This window comes from Caproicibacterium sp. BJN0003, from assembly GCF_026314295.1.
GTDB lineage: Bacteria > Bacillota > Clostridia > Oscillospirales > Acutalibacteraceae > Caproicibacterium.
Genome location: NZ_CP111108.1, coordinates 189,474 through 213,056 on the forward strand (window position 1 = coordinate 189,474; position 23,583 = coordinate 213,056).

The 23,583-nt window shown below is 45.6% G+C and carries 18 protein-coding genes; 8 read left to right on the top strand and 10 right to left on the bottom strand.

What is annotated here, in order from left to right; all coding sequences use genetic code 11:
• Positions 1-98: 98 nt before the first annotated feature.
• Positions 99-1,109, bottom strand: coding sequence for a sugar ABC transporter substrate-binding protein (locus OP489_RS00930; protein ID WP_180341669.1), 1,011 nt, complete (start codon positions 1,107-1,109; stop codon positions 99-101).
• Positions 1,110-1,151: 42 nt separating this feature from the next.
• The gene (locus OP489_RS00935; RefSeq protein WP_266162514.1) at positions 1,152-2,198 is read right to left on the bottom strand and encodes an NAD(P)-dependent alcohol dehydrogenase; all 1,047 of its coding nucleotides are present in this window, start codon (positions 2,196-2,198) and stop codon (positions 1,152-1,154) included.
• Positions 2,199-2,591: 393 nt separating this feature from the next.
• Between OP489_RS00935 and OP489_RS00940 the strand changes: the two genes are divergently transcribed.
• Positions 2,592-3,722, top strand: coding sequence for an ROK family transcriptional regulator (locus OP489_RS00940; protein ID WP_266162515.1), 1,131 nt, complete (start codon positions 2,592-2,594; stop codon positions 3,720-3,722).
• Between the two features lie 69 nt (positions 3,723-3,791).
• Here OP489_RS00940 and OP489_RS00945 read toward each other — a convergent pair whose 3' ends face one another.
• On the bottom strand, positions 3,792-6,878 hold the full coding sequence (locus OP489_RS00945; RefSeq protein ID WP_266162516.1) for a BTAD domain-containing putative transcriptional regulator: 3,087 nt from the start codon (positions 6,876-6,878) through the stop codon (positions 3,792-3,794).
• Between the two features lie 145 nt (positions 6,879-7,023).
• On the opposite strand from OP489_RS00945, the gene ftcD (OP489_RS00950) reads away from it, so the two are divergent.
• Positions 7,024-7,920 carry a glutamate formimidoyltransferase gene (gene ftcD / locus OP489_RS00950; protein ID WP_266162517.1) on the top strand — a complete coding sequence of 299 codons (897 nt, stop codon included), beginning with the start codon at positions 7,024-7,026 and terminating at the stop codon, positions 7,918-7,920.
• 268 nt (positions 7,921-8,188) lie between these two features.
• Here ftcD (OP489_RS00950) and OP489_RS00955 read toward each other — a convergent pair whose 3' ends face one another.
• From OP489_RS00955 to gltS, 6 genes are all read right to left on the bottom strand, one after another.
• Entirely contained in the window at positions 8,189-8,695 is a 507-nt protein-coding gene (locus tag OP489_RS00955; protein ID WP_266162518.1) for a folate family ECF transporter S component, read from the bottom strand.
• A 132-nt stretch (positions 8,696-8,827) separates the two neighbouring features.
• Complete coding sequence (locus OP489_RS00960) at positions 8,828-10,492, bottom strand: formate--tetrahydrofolate ligase (protein WP_416232458.1); 1,665 nt, start codon at positions 10,490-10,492, stop codon at positions 8,828-8,830.
• A gap of 131 nt (positions 10,493-10,623) precedes the next feature.
• Positions 10,624-11,241 carry a HutD family protein gene (locus OP489_RS00965; protein ID WP_266162519.1) on the bottom strand — a complete coding sequence of 206 codons (618 nt, stop codon included), beginning with the start codon at positions 11,239-11,241 and terminating at the stop codon, positions 10,624-10,626.
• A 30-nt stretch (positions 11,242-11,271) separates the two neighbouring features.
• Entirely contained in the window at positions 11,272-11,898 is a 627-nt protein-coding gene (locus OP489_RS00970) for a cyclodeaminase/cyclohydrolase family protein (protein ID WP_266162520.1), read from the bottom strand.
• A gap of 22 nt (positions 11,899-11,920) precedes the next feature.
• Positions 11,921-12,823: a glutamate formimidoyltransferase gene (ftcD, locus tag OP489_RS00975; RefSeq protein WP_266162521.1), complete on the bottom strand. Its 903-nt coding sequence runs from the start codon at positions 12,821-12,823 to the stop codon at positions 11,921-11,923.
• A gap of 56 nt (positions 12,824-12,879) precedes the next feature.
• The gene (gltS, locus tag OP489_RS00980; protein ID WP_266162522.1) at positions 12,880-14,121 is read right to left on the bottom strand and encodes a sodium/glutamate symporter; all 1,242 of its coding nucleotides are present in this window, start codon (positions 14,119-14,121) and stop codon (positions 12,880-12,882) included.
• A 417-nt stretch (positions 14,122-14,538) separates the two neighbouring features.
• On the opposite strand from gltS, the gene ilvD reads away from it, so the two are divergent.
• Entirely contained in the window at positions 14,539-16,185 is a 1,647-nt protein-coding gene (ilvD, locus tag OP489_RS00985) for a dihydroxy-acid dehydratase (RefSeq protein ID WP_266162523.1), read from the top strand.
• Positions 16,186-16,308: 123 nt separating this feature from the next.
• Here the strand turns inward: ilvD and OP489_RS00990 are convergent, their stop codons facing one another.
• Positions 16,309-16,944: a Crp/Fnr family transcriptional regulator gene (locus OP489_RS00990; protein WP_266162524.1), complete on the bottom strand. Its 636-nt coding sequence runs from the start codon at positions 16,942-16,944 to the stop codon at positions 16,309-16,311.
• A 108-nt stretch (positions 16,945-17,052) separates the two neighbouring features.
• Between OP489_RS00990 and leuC the strand changes: the two genes are divergently transcribed.
• From leuC to OP489_RS01015, 5 genes are all read left to right on the top strand, one after another.
• A complete protein-coding gene (leuC, locus tag OP489_RS00995) occupies positions 17,053-18,324 on the top strand; it encodes a 3-isopropylmalate dehydratase large subunit (protein ID WP_266162525.1) in 1,272 nt (423 codons plus the stop codon).
• An 18-nt stretch (positions 18,325-18,342) separates the two neighbouring features.
• Entirely contained in the window at positions 18,343-18,828 is a 486-nt protein-coding gene (gene leuD / locus OP489_RS01000) for a 3-isopropylmalate dehydratase small subunit (protein WP_266162526.1), read from the top strand.
• A gap of 178 nt (positions 18,829-19,006) precedes the next feature.
• Positions 19,007-19,696 carry a response regulator transcription factor gene (locus OP489_RS01005; RefSeq protein ID WP_180341655.1) on the top strand — a complete coding sequence of 230 codons (690 nt, stop codon included), beginning with the start codon at positions 19,007-19,009 and terminating at the stop codon, positions 19,694-19,696.
• Entirely contained in the window at positions 19,680-21,284 is a 1,605-nt protein-coding gene (locus OP489_RS01010) for an ATP-binding protein (RefSeq protein WP_266162527.1), read from the top strand. The genes OP489_RS01005 and OP489_RS01010 overlap by 17 nt, the downstream gene beginning before the upstream one ends.
• Entirely contained in the window at positions 21,281-23,392 is a 2,112-nt protein-coding gene (locus tag OP489_RS01015) for a S1C family serine protease (RefSeq protein WP_266162528.1), read from the top strand. The genes OP489_RS01010 and OP489_RS01015 overlap by 4 nt, the downstream gene beginning before the upstream one ends.
• The last annotated feature ends 191 nt before the right edge of the window (positions 23,393-23,583 follow it).

The following is a 23,583-nucleotide window of genomic DNA, read 5'->3' on the forward strand; positions in this document are numbered from 1 at the left end:
TTGCATTCGGAAAACCGGCCGGACGATCAGACGCCCACTGGTTCTACCGCTGTTCTTTCAATGCACTGAGGGATTTTAGTCCGATGTACCGGCAGATTTTATTTTGAATAATACTGCGAAGCATTTTCAGCCGTTACAGGGAAGATATCTCTGTAAACATTGCGGCTGTCAAAAGTACCGCCTGTGCCGAGCTTTGTGATCAACTGATAGCAGTTTTCACCGATAACTTTCGGGGTTCCGGTTACCATAACGGACATTCTGTTTGCTTCACCGTTCAGCATGGCTGCCAGTTCCTGGTCGGTTGCATCTGCTGCAAAAATGCCTACGTTATCGGCAATTTTGTTGGCGGATTTCAAAGCTTCGTTTGCGCCAACAGCGCCGCCGCCGCCGATGCAGCAAACGACTTTCACATCGGGATGTGCCTGAAGAATTGTCTCCATAGCGTCCTGACCTTCTGTTGCGTTAATAGCCGGCTGCTGTGCAACTACTTCGGCGTTGGGGGCTTTTTCTTTGAGTGCTGCCAGAATTCCGTTTTCTCTTTCAAGAAGGATTGCGGTCTGAGGATAATCCAGCACGGCGACTTGGCATTTGCCGTCGGTAAACTTATCGTTGATGAATTTGCTGGCCTGCTCACCAATCATGTAACCGAGTTTCTGGTTATCAATGACCCAGTTGATATCGGTGTTTTCCATTTCGTTATCCCAGCACATTACTTTAATGCCGGCGTCGCGTGCCTCTTTGCAAACATTTTCGATCGCGTTCGGATCAGAGGGATTTACCATGATGACGTCGCATTTGCTGCTGATAAAGTTCTCGATTTGCTCAATCTGCTTTGATGAGGTATCTCCGCAGTCGGTGTAGGTCAGGGTGTTTCCGTCTTTATCGGCCATGTCTTTCATGGTGGTGCATGCTACGGACCAGACCTGATTGCTAAGACTCTGGACGGTAATGCCGATTTTGAGCTTCTTGCCTGCTGCCTGCGACGTGGATGTTGTTGAAGCAGCACCTGAAGCTGCTTGGCTGCTTGCTGTAGAGCTGCTGCCGCAGCCACCCAGCAGGGATGTGATAAGCAGAGCGCTCATCACGGTTGCTAATAACTTCTTTTTCAATGTGATTTCCTCCCACTAATAATTTTTAAAATAATCTGCTCATCAGATTATTTTAATGACTGATTTTACAACGGTATCTTTATTGTGAACACTCTCATCCATGGCTCTTTGAATATCATCAAAGTCATAGACATTGGTAACAACGCCTTTCAGATTTACTTTTCCACTGGAAACAGCATCGATTGCAACAGGATAAATATGTCTATAGCGGAAAACTGTTTTAAAAGTGAGCTCTTTATCAAGTGCCATGCTCATGGGCAGGGTGATTTCTCCGCTCTTGCTATAGCCTACAAATACGATCGTGCTTCCCTTTTTGGCAACTTTGATCGCTTGGCGGGATGTAATTTCGGTTCCGGCTGTTTCAATCGAAAGATCAATTCCCTTTTGATGTGTCAGTTCCATAATCTTTTGAACGGCGTCTTCGTCTTTTCCATTGATGACTTCGGTTGCGCCCAATTCTTTGGCTTTATTGAGGCGGTTCTGCATCACGTCGACTACATAGACGGTGGAAACTCCCATGGCCTTTAAAGCCAGCATGGACATCAGCCCGATGCAGCCTGCGCCAAATACCGTTGCGGTCTGGCCCAGATGGGCATCGCCCTGTCTTGCTGCATGGAACCCGACGGAAAGCGGTTCAATTAAAGCTCCTTCCATGGTATCCATGTTATCCGGCAGTTTAAAGCACAGGTCTGCTTCATGAGCAACATACTGCTGAAAAACGCCGTTTACGGGCGGGGTGGCAAAAAAGATCACATCGGGGCAAAGATTATAGCGGCCGGTTTTGCAAAATTCGCAGTGCCCGCAGGTCTTTCCGGGTTCCAAAGCTACCCGGTCCCCGATTTTTAGATTCGTAACATCTTTTCCCACTGCGACGACCGTGCCGCCAGCCTCATGTCCTAAAACATAAGGCGGTTTTACAATATAATCGCCGATTCTTCCAAATTCATAATAATGAAGATCAGAACCGCAGACGCCTACGTACTCCACTTTGACAAGAGCTTCGTTATCCTTGGGCTGCGGGATATCACGTGATTCAAATCCCATTTTTTCGATGTCCAGCATAACGGCAACTTTCATTTTTTTATCCATAAAATCGCTCCTTTTTTCAAGAACATTAAAGACTTTAATAAAAAGATTTAATAATCTATTAGCAGAATACATCTACAAAATCATTTTGTCAATATCAATTTTATTAGGAAAAACAACCAAATTATTTTGAATAAATTATCTAAAATAAAAATCAATTCTGAAAAGAGGCTTTTAAAAACAAAAAATCATGTGGTTTTTAGGAAAAAAGATGTTTGTTTTTACTAAACGATCCAAAAATTTTTATTCTATTTCTACAAAAATAGAATAATCAAATTCTAAGATTGTATTTTTTTAAAATATAGAATACAATAATTTTATTAAATGGTTTTATAAAACGGTTAATTAAATGACGAAATTTTTATTGCTATAAAAAAGAGAGCTGAATTTTGTAAGATGGAAAAAGCACCAAAGGAAGTCCAAACAAAGCGAAAGAATAAAATTAAAATTGTCCATTATATCTATCGGCGCGGCCACGCTTCAAAGGTGGATATTGCAAATGATTTGGGGCTCAGTATGCCTACGGTTCTTCAGAATATCAAAGAGCTGAGCGATGCGGGCTTCGTGGAAGAAATAGGAAATTATCAATCCACCGGCGGAAGAAAGGCAAAGGCGCTGTCGATTGTCCCCAATATTTGTTATGCAGTGGGGGTGGATATTACCGCCAACCATCTAGGGCTGGTAATGATTGATGCAAAAGGTACCATACTGTCGAATACCCGGCAGAGAATGCGGTATGAAGATACGTTTTCCTATTATCAGGAGATTTCCGAGAGGATTCAAGCCTTTATCGATGATACGCTTGAGAACCCAGAAGAACGCGAAAAGATCGCCGGAATTGGCGTTTCCATTCCCGGAATTATCGATAAAGCGAATCATATCCTTTTAAAATCACATGCGCTCAATGTTTCTAATATTAGCCTTTTAAAGATGAGCCAATTTCTCCCCTATAAAGTTATCTTTGATAATGACGCAAATTGCGCGGCTTACACCGAGATTTCTGATCCTGATAAAAATGTCATTTATCTTTCTCTCAATAATACCGTCGGAGGTGCCATTAGCTATAACGGAAAATTATATGAGGGCGATCATTTAAAAAGCGGAGAGTTCGGCCATATCATCATTGTTCCGAACGGCGAAAGATGCTATTGCGGAAAAAGAGGATGTGTTGACTGCTATTGTTCGGCCTTGCGCCTTTCTTCTCATACGGGCGGCAATCTGGAAAAATATTTTATCGAGCTAAAAAACGGCAACCACGATTTTGAAAAAATATGGGACGATTATCTTTATACGCTCGCTTTGACCGTATCCAATCTGCGGATGGCCTTTGACTGTGATATCATTATTGGCGGCTATGTAGGCGGGTATCTTAAAGACTATCTCATCGATCTTAGCAAGCTTGTGATGCAGATGAATAAATTTGATTTTGATACCTCTTATCTGCGGTGCAGTAAATATCATATGGAAGCTTCCGCATATGGTATTGCCATGTGGCTGATTCAGAAATTTTACGATACCATCGGATAAAAATAGCGCAGCATCAAAGAAGGGACGGCACATGTTTTACTCATGTGCTGTCCCTTCTTTTTGAGAAGTTTATTCCGTCATAAAATGCTTATTTTTGCTATAGAGCTCTGATGCATGAAAATGTTGCTGATCTGTGATACCGTCACGCAGACTCTTTGATAAAAGCTGTGCTTCCGCCACATCCGGAATCCCCGAGAGCAGTCGAAGTCCCTGACGCGCATAGCTGGCAGAAGAAAAAGTCAGTAAAGTTTCCAATTCCCGATTATGTTGCTGTGTGCGTTCCAGATATTGGCGGATAGCCATGCTGACAAAACAGAGAATGGCACCCTCTAAAGGAGACTGCAGTCGGATATTGCTTTTTTGCGCATCTTTGAGACTATTGATTGCAGCTTCAAAGTTTCCATCCTGTATCTGATAATAGGCGGTAAAAGCGGCCGCTGCGGTACAGCCCCAAAGTTCTCCGGTAAGCTGAGACAATTCGTATCCGCGCAAAAATAGCTGCTGCGCCCGCGGATGATCTTCCATAAAGAAAGTCGTCCTCCCATAATGGATATAAACCCAAACAGCTCCCGGCCACGGATCTTTTTCGGAACTATCCAGCGTATCCAATGCTTTTTTAAAATAGGAACAGGCATTCGCATAGTTCTGCCGTTGGCGGAACAGTCTTCCGCAGGCACTGTTTGCCGCGGCAAGTTGAATCCGCGCCGCAGTGGAGGGAAGCTGCTTTTCAAGTTTTTCAATGGCCTCTAAAAAATAGTACCCACTTTTATCGTAGTCGCCGCGCAGACAGAAGCAGGCGCCCCGCAGACGCTGAAATTGTGCGGAAAGCACGGGGTCTTCGCTTTTTTGAAGAAGGCGCGTTCCTGCAGCGGTATAGCGTTCCGCAAGACTGAGAGATTGCCGGTAAAGAGCACAGGAAGCCAGTAAGTAGCAGGCACGGATCATCATCACATTGTGATTCCGGTCTTCACTGCCTGCGGCACTGAGAGTCCCCAATACCGCGCTTCCTTTTTCAAAATCTCCATGGAATAAAAGCAGCCGTCCGCGGATAAGAATCAGCTGGTTCTCCAAAGCTGGCAGAGTGCTTGCTCCTTGTGCAGACTGCTGAAGATCAGAGAGCTCTTGTTCGCACTGTAAAAGTTCTTCTTGAAGTTTTTCCGAAGGGACAAACGCGATCTTTTCGCAGGGAATGCAGGGAAAGGGCTCACAACTGCGTGTGCTTTCTAAATCGAGGGCGCGAATCCGACAGCTTAGAGAGTGAACGAAATCGCCTCCCAAATGAAAATGCCGTGCTGCACGACGGCAAATATCGCTTTGTACCGGCAGTCCGTCTCCGGTAAAAAGCTGTGCAATTTGCAGATGCAGGGGACTGCGCTGAAAATAGTTGAGCCGGTCATAGACTAATTTCCGGATACGCTCATGAAAAAACCGATAAGTAATTTCACTGCCGTCCCGGTATTCTTCAATCAGATGACGGCGCAGCAGCTCTTCCAATCCGGAAGAAAGGGCAGCTTCGTTGCCACCGAGAAGTTCCAGCAAAATTTCACAGGGAGCATCCTGCTGAAAAACAGAGATGAGCTCGGCAATGTGAATGGTGTTTTCATCCAGCCCAGATAGACATTCCATCAAAATATCGTCAAGGCTGTTAAGAGTCTCTTTGGTGCTTCCATTGCGGAGAAAAGCACGGGTTAGTTTCATCAAAAGAGAAAAATTTCCGCCGGTTTCATCATAAAAACAGCTTTGCAGCTGCAGGGCGGCTTCTTTACCGAGTTCATTTTGGATGAGCATGTCGGTCTGTTCCCGTGTGAGAGGGAGCAGTGAATGCTCCTGCAGAAGATTATCCGCAGTATCGCACCGCAGAGATTTCTGTAGAGAGGGGCTTCCGCCGCTGCTGCAGGTTAAAATCATCATTAGGCCGCCCGTCCCGAGATGCCGCATAACGGTATCCATCAGAGAAAGACTGTCTGAGTCCATCCACTGTAGATTTTCGAGAATCAAAAGGATTTTGTGCCGCCTAGTAAGCATTTCCATCATCATCATCAGGCTGTCTTTCAGGGGTTCGTCCAATTTTCGGAGCAGACGCGTAGCCCCTGCTTCTCCACCTTCGCGGAAAACCGAAAAAACTTGGCCGAGGCGCGCCCTTATTGGCTCTGAAAGAGAGAATTTTTCCCGCTGAATCAATTCTGCAAGAGGAAGCATTACACGGTCCCAAGGGGCAAGCGGCATCAGCTTTTCGGATTGCAAACAAGCACAGCGAATCACAAGAAAAGAAGATAAATCAATACTTTGCAGCAGATAATCGATCATTTCTCCTTTTCCGGAGCCTACATCTCCCATTAAAAGCTGGGAACAGTGGCGGGCAGCCTCTAAGCGAAAAGAATCCAGCGCAGCCCGCAATTGAGCGTAGATATTTTCGCGCCCCACCAGAACAGGTGCAGAAGAGGAATGTTCGGGGGGAAGCGTAGTATCGTTCCATTCATTCATGATCTCATAATAAAGGACGGTAGTCGCTTCCATGGGTTCGGTGCCCAATTCCTCTGAAAGACGCTTCTTTAAATCCTGATAGATCTGGGTAGCGCGCACATATTGCTTTTCCTGCCGGTGAAGTTCCATGAGAAAAGCGCACATGGTTTCGTCGAGGGGTTCTTCCCGCAGAGATTCTTCCGCCCAGCAGATGGCCTGCTTACGGTCGCCGCATTTCAGGCAGGCCTGTGCCTGATCCGAAATTTTATGTAGATATTGTTCATGCAGTTTATCACGGGTACGGCTGAGCCATTCTTCATAGGAAAAAGCGTGCTTTACGGAAAAGCCCTGCAAAAAAGGCCCTGCATAAGCGGAAAAATCACCATCCCGTATAAAGCGGTCGTAATCGCAGGTGTATTCCCAATCCGGGTTAATAATGACAAGAGATTTCTGGGGAGAAATTAAAAATTCACCCCCCAGAACTTTTTTCAGAGTATAAAGTGCATTGCGTAGATTTTTAAGTCCCGTAACGTCATCGTAGCTTTCCCAAAGAAGAGCGATCAGCTCTTGCCTGGTGGCGCTGTGCTGCACAAGCATATAGTAAAGCAGTGCTTCCGCTCGCCGATACGGGAATGTGAGCAGCTGACCGTTCAGTTCTACAGAAGGGCTTTTTAAAAGAGTGACTTTCAGCATATGAATCCCCCTCTATTTATTCTTGATATCAGTATAATAAATTAAAAACTTTTGAGCAATAAAAGATTTTGTTTTTGTTGCAGAGAAGGGGGCCTGCCTATATAATAGACACTGTAGAAAACCGTCTGAAAGGGGTGCGTTTTGATTGAAATTAGAGCAGATTATTGAATCGGTTCCAAATTTTAGCGAGGGCAGAGATCTGAGCAAAGTCGAAGAGATCGTCGATTGTTTTCGCGCAAAACCGGGTGTTAAGCTGTTGGATTACTCTACAGATCCGGATCACAACCGTTGCGTTGTGACGGTATTGGGCAATCCGGAGTCGCTTAAGGAAGCGATGATTGAGGCGGTAGGAGCGGCAGTACGTTTGATCGATATGACAAAGCATGAAGGAGCGCATCCGAGAATCGGCTGTGTGGATGTGATTCCGTTTATTCCGGTACGTGACTGTACCATCGAGGATGCGGACCGCCTGGCAAAAGAGGTGGCAAAAGAAGCCGCCGAGCGGTTTGGACAGCCATTTTATCTTTATGAAAAATCCGCTTCTGCTCCCTATCGTGCAGACCTTGCGGCGATTAGGCAAGGCCAGTTTGAGGGCCTTGCGGAAAAGATGAAGGATCCCCGTTGGAAACCGGATTTTGGTCCTTCTACCATGCATCCTACCGGCGGTGCCACGGCAATCGGTGCAAGGATGCCGCTGATCTGCTTTAATGTGAATCTCGATACGCCGAATGTGGAAATTGCGAGAAAGATCAGCAGAAGAGTGCGCAGCATTAACGGCGGATACCGCTTTGTAAAGGCTATGGGAATTTCTTTGGATGAACGGGGTCTTGCACAGGTTACCATGAATTTGACCGATTATACGAAAAGCTCTATGTACAGCGTTTTTGAAGCAATCAAAATGGAAGCCAGAAGATATGGAGCCCGGATTCTTAACAGCGAGATCGTGGGGACTATACCCATGCAGGCGCTGGTAGACTGTGCCCAGTATTATCTTCAGATCGATGATTTTTCTATTGATCAGGTTTTGGAAACCCATTTGTAAGGAAAAAGGACTGCAGAATTACTGCAGCCCTCTTTTTATTAGGAATTATTAGGGAAAAATTGTGTTAGTTGGTTTTCCAAAAATAATTTCAGATGTCGCCAATCTGATAAAGAGAATCGCAGATGAAGACGGTTCCGTTTTTGGGGCAGCAGTTAAATACAAGTTTTCGAATCACATTGGTGTGATTTTTGCAGTCATTATGCCAAACAAAAAATGATTTTGCAGTTTGAAAAAATGGAAAGCCCCTAGAAAAAGCGTTTTTTTAGCATCATCCCATCACCTGTTTTTTATGAACCGAAAGTACCTTCGAAACCACGCCCAGCGTTAAAAATTGAGCGATTCCCACCACAAAGGTTTGAACTGATCTGGTCGCTAAAAGTGGCAAATACGGGGAAGAATACCAAATGGAAATCCAGAATGAATTGAGAAAAAGGCTTAAAAAAAGTTGATTTACGGCTACACAGCCCAAAATGCGAAGGGGCGTCTGCTTTTTATGCAGAAATATTGCATAGACAATTCCGGTGAGAAAGGCAGTCAGGGTGAATCCCGGAAAATAGGGCCCCACTGGAAATAAGATCGTGCCGATGATATCGCTCAGTGCCGCCACGGTGCAGGCTCCTTTCATGCCGAAAAGGATCGCCGCTACGGCCACCGGCAAAAAGCTAAAGCCGATTCTGATATTCCATGCGGAGATCGAGCAAAATCGGGCCAGAAACACGGTCATTGCAATGAGAAGCGCAATCGTTGTCATGGTTCGGGTATCAAATTTTTTCATGAAAGTCCCTTTCTGTGCAGATTGCCACAGCAGGAGAGAGGAAGCTCTTACTGATAGCAGTGAATGCAAATGCAGTATCGTGCAAGAAAATGGTTTTTCGTCTTGTGCAGCCCCTATTCTGTGTGACTTTTTTTAAAAGAGACCGGTGATCTTTCCGGATTCATCGATGTCGATTTTATCTGCAGCGGGAACTTTTGGTAAGCCCGGCATTGTCATGATGTCACCGGCCTGCGCCATCAAAAATCCAGCGCCGGCGTTGACTTTCAGGTTTTTCACCGTGATGCGGAAACCGTTGGGTGCGCCGAGAAGCGTTGCATCGTCCGAGAAGGAATACTGGGTTTTTGCCATGCAGATCGGCAGCTTGTCAAAATGGAGATCGGTAAGGAGTTTGAGCTGCTTTTTGGCAGGACCCGTCAGGTCAACGCCGTCTGCGTGATAAATCTTTTTTGCAATGGCGTTAAGTTTGTCGGAGATCGAATCGTTTACATCATAACAGAACCGGCATTCGCTCTTTATTTCGCAGAGCCGCAGAACTTCTTTTGCCAGCGCTTCTCCGCCTTTTCCGCCTTTTGCCCAGACTTCGCTCAATGCTACATTGACGCCTAATTCTCGGCATTTCTGCTCGATGAGGTTTAATTCGGCAGGAGTATCGGTGGGGAAGGCGTTAATTGCGACTACGCAGGGCAGCCCAAAGACTTTTGTGATATTTTCCACATGGCGCAGAAGATTCGGCAGTCCCTTTTCCAAAGCAATGAGATCCTCTTTTTCGAGATCTGCCTTTTGTACGCCGCCATGATGCTTTAATGCGCGTACAGTAGCGACGATCACCGCTACATCAGGAGTGAATCCACCGGCGCGGCATTTGATATCGATGAATTTTTCAGCGCCTAGATCGGCACCGAATCCGGCTTCCGTGACCACATAATCGGCAAGCTTTAATCCAGTCTGTGTGGCGGAGATGGAATTGCAGCCGTGGGCGATATTGGCAAAGGGGCCGCCATGAATCAGTGCGGGTGTATGTTCAAGTGTTTGTACAAGGTTTGGCTTGATAGCGTCCTTTAAAAGAGCCGCCATGGCACCTTCGGCATGAAGATCGTGGGCTGTGATGGGTTCGTCATTTCTCGTATAGGCGACCACCATCCTTGCAAGCCGCGTTTTGAGGTCTAAAAGGCTGGTAGAGAGGCACAGCACCGCCATAATCTCCGAAGCTACCGTGATATCGAAGCCGTCTTCACGGGGAACGCCGTTGGCTTTTCCGCCAAGACCGCAGACGATGTGGCGAAGCTGGCGGTCGTTCATATCGACGACGCGTTTCCAGACAATTCTGCGCACATCAATATTGAGTGCATTTCCCTGTTGGATATGGTTGTCAATCAGGGCAGCCAAAAGATTATTCGCAGCGCCGATGGCATGAAAATCGCCTGTAAAGTGGAGGTTGATTTCTTCCATAGGGATGACCTGCGCATAACCACCGCCGGCAGCGCCTCCTTTTATGCCGAATACTGGTCCGAGGCTGGGTTCACGCAGGCAGACGACAGTAGATTTTCCGAGTCGGGAGAGAGCATCTGCTAAACCAACACTGGTGGTGGTCTTTCCCTCACCTGCAGGGGTTGGATTGATGGCGGTGACGAGAATTAGCTTACCTTTTCTGGGCTTTTCTTTTAACGAATGAATGTCGAGTTTTGCTTTTCCGCGCCCGTATAATTCCAGATTGTCTTTCGAAATCCCCAGCTTTTCTGCGATTTTTTCGATCGGCTCCATAGTTGCTTCCTGGGCGATTTCTATATCGGTCTTCATAACGATAATTCCTCCTTTTGTCGGCCTTATAAATGAGTGCCGGATAAAAAATGATGAAGATAATGCCCAAGAGCGAAATCATTTTCGGACCCGGGCATGGTAATCTTCTGATGAAATTGTGGAAATGATTTTTAAATCGGAGCTGAGAGTGATGTGTCTATTTCGGCGATTATAAAGATGGAAAATTCATGGCTCTTTAAAAGTAGAGGCGCAGAAAATTCCGAGATCATCACAGCTTCTTTGCAGGAAAAAACTTGAGAAGCAGTTCCCACAGAGAGTGTGCCGGTGCCTTTTGCCGCATAGACAATCGTCGTATGGTGATGACCATTTGTGAAGGGGGCAGCCGGGATAGTTATTTCTGCATTTTCGGCCAGATGCAGGCAGAAAAGATTTCCCTTGCAGGCTCCTTTTCGCAGCATCAGATTAAAATCTACACAGGTTCCTTCCGAATGGGTGGTACTGCCACCGTCAAATGCGTGAATCTCATAGGGGGAAAGCGAGAGAACTTTTCCGCCGTCATGAGAAAGATATATTTTTCCTTTTAATAGGGAAATATAGCGGGCATAATCCGGCAGCATGGTAAAATCCGATTCCTCAACATTAACGGTGGCGGTGCTGAGACGCCAAAGAAAATCACGTTTGGCGTATTGCGCATTTTGGGGGCCGATCGCAATCTGCGAAGTGGTTCCGCCGCTCCAATTGCTGACGACAAAATCGGAGGGGAGAATATGACGGATCAGCGGTTCCATAGAAAGCCTTCTTTCCAAAAATCAGTTGGTTTAAAGAGAAGTTACAACGTTTAGGTAGATGCTGTCAGCTGCTTTTATAGCTTTTTCCAACAAAGCCGCTCCGTTTTTTCGATAGGTATCAACAAATTCGGAATCTTTGATTCCCCCCAGATTGATGAGAACGTTGAGCCATGCGCATTGTGCAGCCGATTTGAGGCTGAGCGCGGCGCAGCCAAGGTCGCTTTTGGCGCTCACATTGGAGCAATCTAAAATGCCGGTCACAAGATCCAGCGTTTCGCAGGCGAGTTCCATTATTTCAAAAGGAGTCTCGGTGCAGCCTTTCAGAGCCTTTTGCATGGCTTCGCTGCGCGCTGCTTTTTCATTGTCGGTATTTTTCGGCATGGCAAAAACAGCGCTGACCTTATGAAAAGCATCGGTATCCCGGTCAAGAACGTCCAAATAGCGTTCTTTGAGCACATTGGCTTTCTGTTCGGTTTCTTTTGCCAAATCCTCAAATGCAGCGTATTTTTTCTTCCCCTGTGTCAGAGCGCACACCATTGCGGTAAGAGCCGCACCCAGAGCCCCTTCCAGTGCAGCAGCGGAGCCGCCTCCTGGGGCTGGCTCGGAAGAGGCCATTAGATTAGTAAAACCGGTGACGGTATCGTCAACAAGCTTCATTTTTATATTCTCCTTTATGGATTTAACTGTTGATGAGATGATTTTCCATGACCTGTTTGTGATAGTCAAAGTTTTCGATCTTTAGATAATATTCCGCGCAGTCCACAAGGGCCTTTGCAGGAGTCAGACCGACAACTTCGCTGCCGATAATCGGAACACCCCAGCGCTGTGCTTCGGCACGAATGACTTCGAATACCCGGTAGAGTGGAGTGCCTTCGTAGTTTACCATGTTCATGGAGACTTGTGCTATATTGCGGTCTTCCAAAAGCAGGCCGATTGCTTTGCAGTATTTGAACCCGCCGGAAGAAGCGCGGACAACCTTTGCAATTTTCTTGGCAATCTGTACGTCGGAGGTGCCAAGGTTCACATTGAACGCAACCAGCGGCATCCGGGCACCGATTGCGGTAATGCCGGCTGTCGGATGAATTTTGCGCTCGCCGTAGTCGGGCTTCCATTCGGGCAGTAGAAGTTTTTCGGGCATCCCTTCAAACTGGCCTTTGCGAACGGTAGCTAGATTTTTGCGCTCAGGCGTTGTAGCGGAATCTTCGTAGAGAAAGCTCGGAATCTGCAGCTCTTCCCAGATACGTTTTGCAACGCGTTTTGAAAGCTCGACGCACTCTTCAACGGTCATGCCGATTGTCGGCACAAACGGGATGACATCGGTAGCACCCATGCGGGGATGAGCGCCTTCATGCTTTCTCATATCAATGAGTTCTGCAGCTTTTTTGCAGAGCTGAAAGGAGACTTCTTCGATTCCTTCGGGGGAACCTACCAGAGTAAATACGGAACGGTTATGCGTTGGGTCGGACTGAACATCCATCAAGGTGCAGCCGGGGACACTTTTTGCAACAGCGACTAAAGCGTCGAGAACTGCCTGGTTGCGCCCCTCACTAAAATTCGGAATGCATTCAACAAGTTTTGCCATTTTTAATGATCCTCCTATGATTTGGTTTTATCGAAAAAAGTATTTCGCAACAGGAATCAGCCGGTGATCGCATGAACAAATGTCTTAATAAACCAGATCGTTTGCGGTTGATAGATAATGTCTACGAGGAATGCGCCGACGATCGGGACGATCATCATTGCGCGGCGGGACATTCCATAACGTTCATTAATTGCAGTCATATTGACAATGGCAGACGGGGTTGCGCCAAGTCCGTGACCGCAAAGGCCGGCACACATAACAGCGGCATCATAGTTTTTACCGAGAATGCGGAAGATAATAAAGTAGCTGACAAGAACCATAAAGATTACCTGGCAGACGGGGATGACCAGCACGCCGCCGACGAGATCTGCAAGCTCCCACAAACGCAGAGTCATCATTGCAATCGATAGATATAAGTTCAGCATGACGTCGCCGATACCTTCGACCAGCGAAAAATCAAATTTATAAAAATGGGTTTTTTCATTGATATTGCGCAGAATGACCGCGATAAACATTGCGCCAACATAAGTAGGAAAGCTCATGCCGATCAGACTGCCGATCCATCCGGAAACCACCATACCGAGAGCCATGCAGACGAGAATAGCGGTTACGTTTTTCATAACGTCGAGGCCGTTGCGCTTTTCAGAGGTCATAGCGTTTACAGAGGTGACGTCGGTATCGAAGTTTTCACTTTCGTCAGGCTTGAGGTGATATTTTTCAATCAGCCTGCGTCCGACCGGTCCGCCGACCAGAACGGCCGAGATCAATCCGAATGTAGCGGTGGCAGCGCCAACTAACGGGGCGGGGGCATAGCCCATTTGCGCGAATGTACTGCCATAAGCAAGCGCTGCGCCGTGGCCGCCGATCATGGAGATTACACTGGCTAATAAGGAATAGGGTGCCTGCAGGCCGACTGCAGAACCGACTGTAATACCGATAATGTTTTGGAAAATGGAAACAACGCCTGCGCAGAGCCAGTAAACAATCAGAAGCAGGCCGCCTTTTTTGAGCAGTGCAAAGCTTGCACCCAATCCGACTGTGGTAAAGAATGCCAGCATGAACGGATCCTGAAAAGATGAGTCGAACTTAAAGGCAAACGTTCCGCTCGTATGGCCCAAAAAGGTGATAAACATAAACAGAAAACCACCTACCACCGGCGCGGGAATACAGTATTTGCGGAGGAAACTGACTTTGCTGTTTACAAAGTAGCCGATCAGCAGAAGAACTGCCGCCATAGCGATGGTCATAACGGAGTTGGTACTGATCTGAAGGACATTGTCGATGGTTTCAAAAGTCATTCTAAAAAATACCTCCCTACATAGTTAAAATCCCGTGTTTTGTAGACTCGGCTTTGATGACCAACCGAACTCTACTGCTTTCTACTTGAGTATAGCAAAGGTCCGTCAAAGAAACGTCTAATTTTATTTAGAGATCCCATCAATTGGATTTTTATAGGGGCTTTTTTCCTTGATCTTTGACATAAAAAAGCGGTATCACTTAAAATTTAAGCAATCCTGATTCATTTTACAATGAAATGAAAAGAGCTGGAGACTGATCACTTTGTTTTGTGTTGCTTTTTCTGTGGAGATCAAAATACTAATTCTTTTTAAGAGAGTGTAACGCTTGTTGTTTACAAGTGCTTTTTTCTTGTGCTATAATCGAAACAATAAAAATTTCGGGGGGATTTTCCGAAAAAATCAAAGGAGTGTAGAATCATGAACAGTGATGCAGTCAGAAATGATATGCCTAAACGTGCGCTTTTCCATGCGCTGGGTTTAACCGATGAAGAGATTGAGCGGCCTCTGATCGGAATTGTCAGCTCACAAAATGAGGTTGTTCCGGGACATATGAACCTGGATAAAATTGTGGAGGCTGTTAAAATGGGCGTTTCCATGGCGGGTGGAACCCCCTTGGCCTTTCCAGCGATTGCGGTTTGCGACGGAATTGCTATGGGACACCGTGGAATGAAATATTCTTTGGTTACCCGGGAACTGATTGCCGACAGCACAGAAGCAATGGCTTTAGCCCACGCCTTTGATGCACTGGTAATGGTGCCGAACTGCGATAAAAATGTGCCAGGACTCTTGATGGCGGCAGCGCGGTTAAATCTTCCTACCATATTTGTTTCCGGCGGCCCGATGATGGCCGGCAGAGTAGATGGGCAGAAAACAAGCTTTTCCAGCGCAAGTGAAGCGGCAGGCGCCTTTGCTGCTGGAAAAATTGATGAAGCAAAACTCAAAGATTTTGAATATCATACCTGCCCGACCTGCGGTTCCTGTTCGGGAATGTATACCGCAAATTCGATGAACTGTCTGACGGAAGTTCTTGGAATGGGACTGAAAGGAAACGGAACCATTCCGGCAGTTTATTCCGAACGTCTAATGCTGGCAAAGCACGCCGGAATGCAAGTTATGGAGCTCTTAAAGAAAAATATTCTGCCCCGGGATATTATGACAAAAGAAGCGTTTGAAAATGCTTTAACAGTGGATATGGCTCTCGGCTGCAGTACAAACAGTATGCTGCATTTGCCGGCGATCGCCCATGAATGCGGAATTGAGATTGATCTCTCGATTGCAAATCAGATCAGTGACCGCACGCCGAATCTTTGCCATTTGGCTCCGGCCGGCCATACTTATATGGAAGACCTTAATGAGGCAGGCGGCGTTTATGCGGTGATGAATGAGCTTACGAAAAAGAACCTGCTTCATACCGATTTGATGACGGTTACCGGGAAAACGGTCGGAGAAAATATTGCGCCCTGTAAAAACCGTGATCCCGAAGTCATTCGTCCTATTGACAATCCTTACAGCACGACCGGAGGAATTGCCGTTCTGCACGGCAATCTTGCACCGGAAGGCTGTGTGGTAAAGCGTTCGGCAGTATCGCCTTCTATGCTCGCACATGAAGGACCTGCACGCGTTTTTGAATGTGAAGAAGATGCAATGACGGCAATTACCGGAGGCAAGATTCATGAGGGAGATGTAATTGTTATTCGCTATGAAGGCCCCAAAGGCGGACCTGGAATGCGCGAAATGCTGAATCCCACCTCTGCAATTATGGGGTGCGGCCTTGGAGAAAGCGTTGCGTTGATTACAGATGGACGTTTTTCAGGCGCGACCCGTGGCGCTGCGATTGGCCATGTCTCTCCGGAAGCAGCAGTTGGCGGCCCGATTGCTTTGGTGAAAGACGGAGACCTGATTTCAATTGATATCATGAAAAATACACTGGAAGTGCGCGTCTCGGAAGAAGAAATGGCAAAGCGCCGCAAAGAATGGCATGCACCCGAAAAGAAATTAACCGGGTATCTGAAGCGCTATGCAAAATTGGTAACAGACGGAATGCATGGTGCAGTTGTTGATTAAATAAAAAATTAAAAAGAATAGAAAAATCCGGCTGACTCGTTATGAGAAAATCAGCCGGATTTTTTTATCTGTTTTTACGATTTTACATTTGGTTTTCATATTTATTAATATTAAAAATAGTACTTATAAAAGTCCTTCTAATGCTTCCGGGTCCAAAATACAGATGGAGCGGTAGCTGCAGTGAATCCATCCTTTTTCAGAAAAGTGGCGGATTACCCTACTGACCGTTACACGGGAAGAGCCGGTCAATTCTGCTAGATCCTGCTGCGTACAGGTAACACAGCCATTCTTTCGGGGAAGTGCTAAAAGCTGCTGAGAGACGCGCGTTTCTGCAGGCAGAAAGCTGATCGTATCTACTTGAGAAGAAAGCATTCGCACTGTCTTTGCCAGGAATTGCAGCATCTGCAGTGCAAGATTCGGAGATTCCCGGAATCGGGCAACTAATTCCGCACGCCCGATCGGAATGACTTCGGCATCTTCGGTCACTTTTGCTGAGGACATTCTCGGAAGACCATCCAAGAATGCTGCTTCTCCGAAAAGACTATCCGGGGAAAGCTGTGTCAGCGTTTTCTCCATGCCCTTTTCTGAAGTCAGAAAAATTTTTACCTTTCCTGACTTGAGATAGTAAAAATAAGAATCCTGCTGCCCTTGAAGATAAAGGATTTCTCCTTTTTCATAAGTCTTTGCAGGAAGCCCTTTAATTAGATCCGACCAGCCGTTTTTGGGCGTTTCAAAATGGAAATCCATTCCTTCTTGCATATCAATTTCCCCCTTAAAAATTCTTCTTAAATTGTATCATAGTTTACAATTTAATCAACAAAAATCTGTTATACTCAAATCATTCAAAATAAAGGGAGGTCTTGAACCGTGGGAATGACCATGACGCAGAAAATTTTAGCAGCGCATGCCGGCTTGGAAAGTGTAACCGTCGGACAGCTAATTGAGGCAAAACTGGATCTGGTTTTGGGAAATGACATCACTAGTCCGGTTGCAATTAATGAATTTGAAAAATGCGGTGCACAGAGCATTTTCGATAAGAATCGCATTGCACTGGTTCTTGATCATTTTGTGCCAAATAAAGATATTAAAGCTGCGGAACAATGCCGGCAGACTCGTGATTTTGCTGGAAAATATGATATCAAAAACTTTTTTGATGTAGGCAGAATGGGAATTGAACATGCTCTTTTGCCGGAGCAGGGTTTGGTGGGTCCCGGAGACTGTGTAATCGGTGCAGACAGTCATACCTGTACCTATGGCGCTTTAGGCGCATTTTCCACCGGCGTTGGAAGCACCGATATGGCAGCAGGCATGATCAGCGGAAAAGCATGGTTTAAAGTACCTTCTGCAATCAAGGTCGTACTAAAAGGGAAGCTTCCGCCTTATGTTTCAGGAAAAGATGTGATTCTGCACCTGATTGGAGAAATCGGTGTGGATGGTGCCCTGTATCAGTCTTTGGAGTTTACAGGGGAGGGGGTCAAGGCACTCTCGATGGACGACCGCCTCTGTATCTCAAATATGGCAATCGAAGCCGGCGCGAAAAACGGAATTTTTCCGGTGGATGATGTGACTTTGGCTTATGAAAAAGGGCGTTTCGAGAGAGAACCAAAAATTTATTCAGCCGACCCGGATGCCGAATACACCCGCGAAGTAATGATCGACCTTAATACACTTCGGCCGACTGTAAGTTTTCCGCATCTGCCGGAAAATACAAAGACGATCGATGAAGCGGCGGGAGTGAAAATGGACCAGGCGGTGATCGGTTCCTGTACAAATGGCCGAATGGAGGATATGCGTACGGCGGCGGCGATTCTGAAAGGACGCAAGGTCGCAAAAGGATTGCGCTGCATTGTGATTCCGGCGACACAGCAGATTTATCTGGACTGTCTGCGGGAAGGACTTTTGGAAATCTTTATTGAGGCGGGAGCAGTTGTCAGTACGCCTACCTGCGGCCCCTGTCTTGGCGGTTATATGGGAATTCTCGGAAAAGGGGAACGCGCAGTTTCTACAACGAATCGAAATTTTGTCGGGCGTATGGGTCATGTAGAAAGCGAAGTTTATCTGGCAAGCCCTGCGGTTGCAGCAGCAAGTGCGGTGACCGGAGTTCTGACTGATCCAGCCAAACTGCCTGCGGTTGACTAAAGAAGGGAGCGTGTTTTTATGATTGCTAACGGAACGGTTCATAAGTATGGAGACAATGTAGACACAGATGTTATTATTCCGGCCCGATACTTGAATACGGCTTCTCATGAGGAGCTTGCAAAGCACTGCATGGAAGATATTGACGCAACATTTGTATCAAAAGTAAAGGCTGGTGATATTATTGTTGCAAATAAAAATTTTGGCTGCGGCTCTTCTCGAGAGCATGCCCCAATTGCGATTAAAGCGAGCGGAATTTCCTGTGTAATCGCTAGTACTTTTGCGCGGATTTTTTATCGCAATTCCATTAATATCGGTCTGCCGATTTTGGAATGCCCCGAGGCTGCTCAGGAAATTAAAGACGGCGACGAAGTGGAAGTGAATTTTAATTCCGGAAAAATTTTAGACAAAACCCTCGGAAAAACTTTTCAGGCACAGCCTTTCCCTCCATTTATTCAGAATATTATTGAAAAGGGCGGTTTGCTTAATTCTTTAAAAGATCGCTGAAACGATTCCCAATCAATCTAAGCGCTAAAATTTCTTTATTGGAAATTTTGGCGCTTTTCTTTTAAAAAATCTTCAAAAAAAGCGGAAAATTTTATCTTTTTATAGAAAATTCATTACTTCTCAAAAAAAATCAAGTATAATAGAGACAATTAAAGCTTTCTCTATTGGAGGGATCAGAATGTCACAAGGAAAAATACTGGTCGTTGATGATGACCAGAATATCTGCGAATTACTCCGCCTATATATTGAAAAAGAAGATTTCGACGTTGTGATTGCAAATGACGGCCGCAAGGCCTTAGCAATGTTCGATGCACAGGCCCCTGATTTGGTCCTGCTCGATATCATGCTTCCAGAACTTGACGGCTGGCAGGTCTGCCGTGAAATTCGAAAAAAGAGCCAATGCCCGATTATCATGATTACCGCGAAAGGGGAAGTCTTCGATAAAGTGCTTGGTCTGGAGCTTGGTGCCGACGATTATGTCGTGAAACCTTTTGAAGCCAAAGAAGTTGTTGCCCGTATTAAAGCGGTCATGCGCAGAATCGGAAAAACGGAAAATAATACCGTAAAAGAAGTTAAGTATGATAAGCTTTCTATTAATCTTACGAATTATGAATTAAAGGTCAATGGAAAAGTAATTGATACACCGCCTAAGGAGATGGAACTGATCTATCATTTGGCAAGCAATCCAAACCGCGTCTTTACAAGAGATCAACTATTGGATGAGGTTTGGGGATTCGATTACTACGGGGACAGCCGTACGGTCGATGTGCATATTAAACGTTTGCGTGAAAAATTAGAGGGCGTTTCAGATCAGTGGTCTTTAAAGACGGTATGGGGAGTCGGATATAAATTTGAAGTCAAAGAATAAATGCGGAAGCCCTTTTGGCGACCGAACGATTTTTAAAAAATATCTGCGGGTCACGATGCTGCTGATCCTTGTCAGCTTCATTTTCCTTGGCCTTGTAATGATGATGTTTGTCAGCAATAACTGGAGACAGGAAAAACGGGATATTCTTGAAAAAGGTGCCCGCAATATTGCCGATATTGCATCCAGACAGGTCACCCAAGATGAAGATGGAGATTATCAGCTTGCGACCGAAAGTGTAAATGCTTTTTTAAAGGCATTTAGTGAAAATTCTCAGTCCGATGTTTTTATTACGGATAATAGCGGCAATATTTTGCTTGTTTGCCGCGGAACTTCCGATACTTTTCAAAAACAGGCGATTCCGGAAAACGTGATGGCTCAGACTCTTTCGGGAATGTATGACGGGCAATCTACTTTGGGCGGGGTTTATGAGAAATCTTGTTATGTTGTGGGAATCCCGATTACGGTTGCTACAGAAAACGGGACAAAGGCAGTCGGAGCTGTTTTTAACTCTGTCAGCGCTTTGTCACTAAGCATGTACCGCATGGATATGCTTAAAATGTTTGTTTTTGCCGCACTGGCTGCCTTTTTGATCAGCTTTTGTGTCGTATGGCTATTCTCCTATAATCTCGTCAAGCCATTGCGTGATATGGCAGCGGCAGTACGCAGCTTTGGAGAAGGGGACTTTAGCGTACGGGTACCGGTTACGACTCGTGATGAAATGGGAGAACTGGCAGTGGCGTTTAACCATATGGCGGATTCGCTTGCTACTGGAGAATCTTCCAGCCGCAGTTTTATTGCCAATGTGAGTCATGAACTTAAAACACCGATGACGACTATTTCAGGATTTATTGATGGAATTTTGGATGGTACAATTCCGCCGGAAAAACAAGAACATTACTTAAAAATTGTTTCTTCTGAAGTAAAACGTCTTTCAAGATTAGTAAAAAGTATGCTGAATCTTTCTCGCATTGACAGCGGAGAACTTAGGCTGCGACCGGCGACTTTTGATATTAATCAGACTGTTCTGGATGCCATGCTTTCGTTTGAAAAGCCGATTGAGGATAAAAAATTGGAAGTTCGGGGTCTGGAGGACAGTGTCAGCATAAAAGTTGACGGAGATCCTGATATGATTCATCAGGTAGTCTATAATCTGATTGAAAATGCGGTTAAGTTTACAAATGAAGGCGGCTATATCGAAGTTCGTACGGAAGATCTAAAAGATCGGGTGGTCGTCCATATTAAAAACAGTGGCGAAGGAATTGCGCCGGATGAAATCACACGGATTTTTCAGCGGTTCTATAAGACGGATAAATCACGCTCAAAAGATAAAACTGGGATGGGATTGGGCCTCTACATTGTACGTACAATTATCAAACTGCACGGCGGAGAAATTACAGTCAGTTCCGTTCAAGGAGAATTTAGCGAATTTTCTTTCTGGCTGCCTAAGCAGCATTACTTGGAGGAAAACCAGAAACATTCAGAAAAACGGTTGGACAAGAAAACGGATTCCAAAAAACATTCGTCTCTGAAAAAATCTAAAAACAAAAAGAACAAAACAGATTCTCACCATACAGGAGGAAATGTATGACGGATGATCAGAAAACAAAATCTTTGAATGATGAAGCAGAACAGCCTCAGGACATTTCTCCGGAAAAATCAGAAAATCATGAAAACACACAGCCTGAAGTTTCAGAAGACTGTCCCAAGGAAAGAATGCCTGTGGAAGATCATGTGGAGATACCATCGGATGAAATAAACTCCTCTTGTTCTAAAACATCTGAAGAAGAAAATCATTCTGAAATCAATGTGACCCCGCAGAATCCTAGCCCGAATGGCTTTGGTTATGGAACTGGCACAATGTCGCAAAAAGGCACTTACGGAAACAGAGCGGAGCCGCAGAATCCTAGCCAGAATGGCTTTGGCTATGGAACTGGCACAATGCCGCAAAAAGGCACTTACGGAAACGGAGCGGAGCCGCAGAATCCTAGCCCGAATGGCTTTGGTTATGGAACTGGCACAATGCCGCAAAAAGGCACTTACGGAAACGGAGCGGAACCGCAGAATCCTAGCCAGAATGGCTTTGGCTATGGAACTGGCACAATGCCGCAAAAAGGCACTTACGGAAACAGAGCGGAGCCGCAGAATCCTAGCCAGAATGGCTTTGGTTATGGAACTGGCACAATGCCGCAAAAAGGCACTTACGGAAACAGAGCGGAGCCGCAGAATCCTAGCCAGAATGGCTTTGGCTATGGAACTGGTACGATGCCGCAAAAAGGTGCTTACGAAAACAGAGCGGAGCCGCAGAATCCTAGTCAGAGTGGGTTTGGTTATGGAACTGGCACAATGCCGCAAAAAGGCACTTACGGAAACGGAGCGGAGCCGCAGGACCCGAGTCAGAATAGTTTTGGCTATGGACAGAGGAATGGAGCTGGCGGAAATCCGCCACCTCCTGGTGGGTTTTATGCACCTCCGGGAGCACCAATGCCGCGTGGGCCAAGACCTAAGATGAGCATGCAGACTAAAGTGATTTTGGGAGTTTTTATTGGCTTAGCAGTCATCTTTTTGGCTGTCGGAATAGGAGTATCAATCTTTTATACAGTAAACCATACAGATTCCGGCGTAGTACAGAATCCCTCTTCTTCTGAATCTGGAGGAAAAGATCCTTCTTCTAACAGCAGTGAATTTGAAACACCGGAACATCCTTATATTGAAGACGGAGAGACTTCTAATGCAAAAATTACAATGGTACCTAAAACCGGCAGCCCAATGGATGCAACTGAAATTTTTCAGAAAGTTAGCCCCAGTGTTGTTGGAGTCGTTGCAGAAGTTTCTGACGGCAGCGGAAATACCGAAACCAGTCAGGGAACTGGGATCATTGCCAGCAGTGACGGCGTGATTTTAACGAACTCTCATGTGATTAATAATTCCAAGAAGACCAAAGTAAAAGTCATTTTACAGGACGGCAGCGAATATGAAGCAAGTGTAAAAGGGTATGATAAAACCAGCGATTTAGCTCTGCTTAAAATTAGTGCCCAAAATTTACCTGCTGCTGTCTTTGGAAATGCTGACGAAATGCAGGTGGGTGAAAAAGCTTATGCAATCGGGAATCCCGGCGGAATTCAATATGCGTATTCTATGACGGATGGGATTATTTCTGCATTGCATCGGCCTATTACCAGCCATTCTGAAAACGGGATTACCTATATCCAGACAAATGTTGCCATTAACCCTGGTAATTCCGGAGGTCCACTGATCAATGACTACGGACAGGTGGTTGGAATTACTTCCAATAAAATTATTGCAAGCGGCGTGGAAGGTATGGGCTTTGCGATTCCGATTAATCAGACTGCTGATATTATTAACCAGCTGATTTCTAATGGCTATGTCAATGGCCGTGGCCGCCTTGGGATCACCGTTAAAAATCTTAGTGGTTGGGAACAGAATGCCTATGATATTGACGGTGGTGTCTCTATTTATTCAATCAACGATGACAGCCCTCTTAAGGGGACCAAAATAAATGCCGGAGATATTCTATTACAAATCGATGGGGAACAGGTCGATTCTTTCAGTGATATGACAAATATGATGGGAAAATATCATGCAGGAGATTCTGTCACTTTAACGGTCTTTTCGGTTAATCAAGGAGAAAATGTTGATGTGCAGGTCACTCTTTTAGAAGATAAAAGCGATAATTAGAAAGAAACTAAAAAGGCATTCTATCCAAAGGATAGGATGCCTTTTTAGCTGATAAAAAGATATTGGAAGCGAGTCCTTATAATCAATGTAAGACGGCCAAGGAATGGGAAAAATCTATTCGTAAGAAGTCACTCCTTAACTGCACCTTGATTATACAATGAGTTGCTGATATAATCAAATACATATATTTG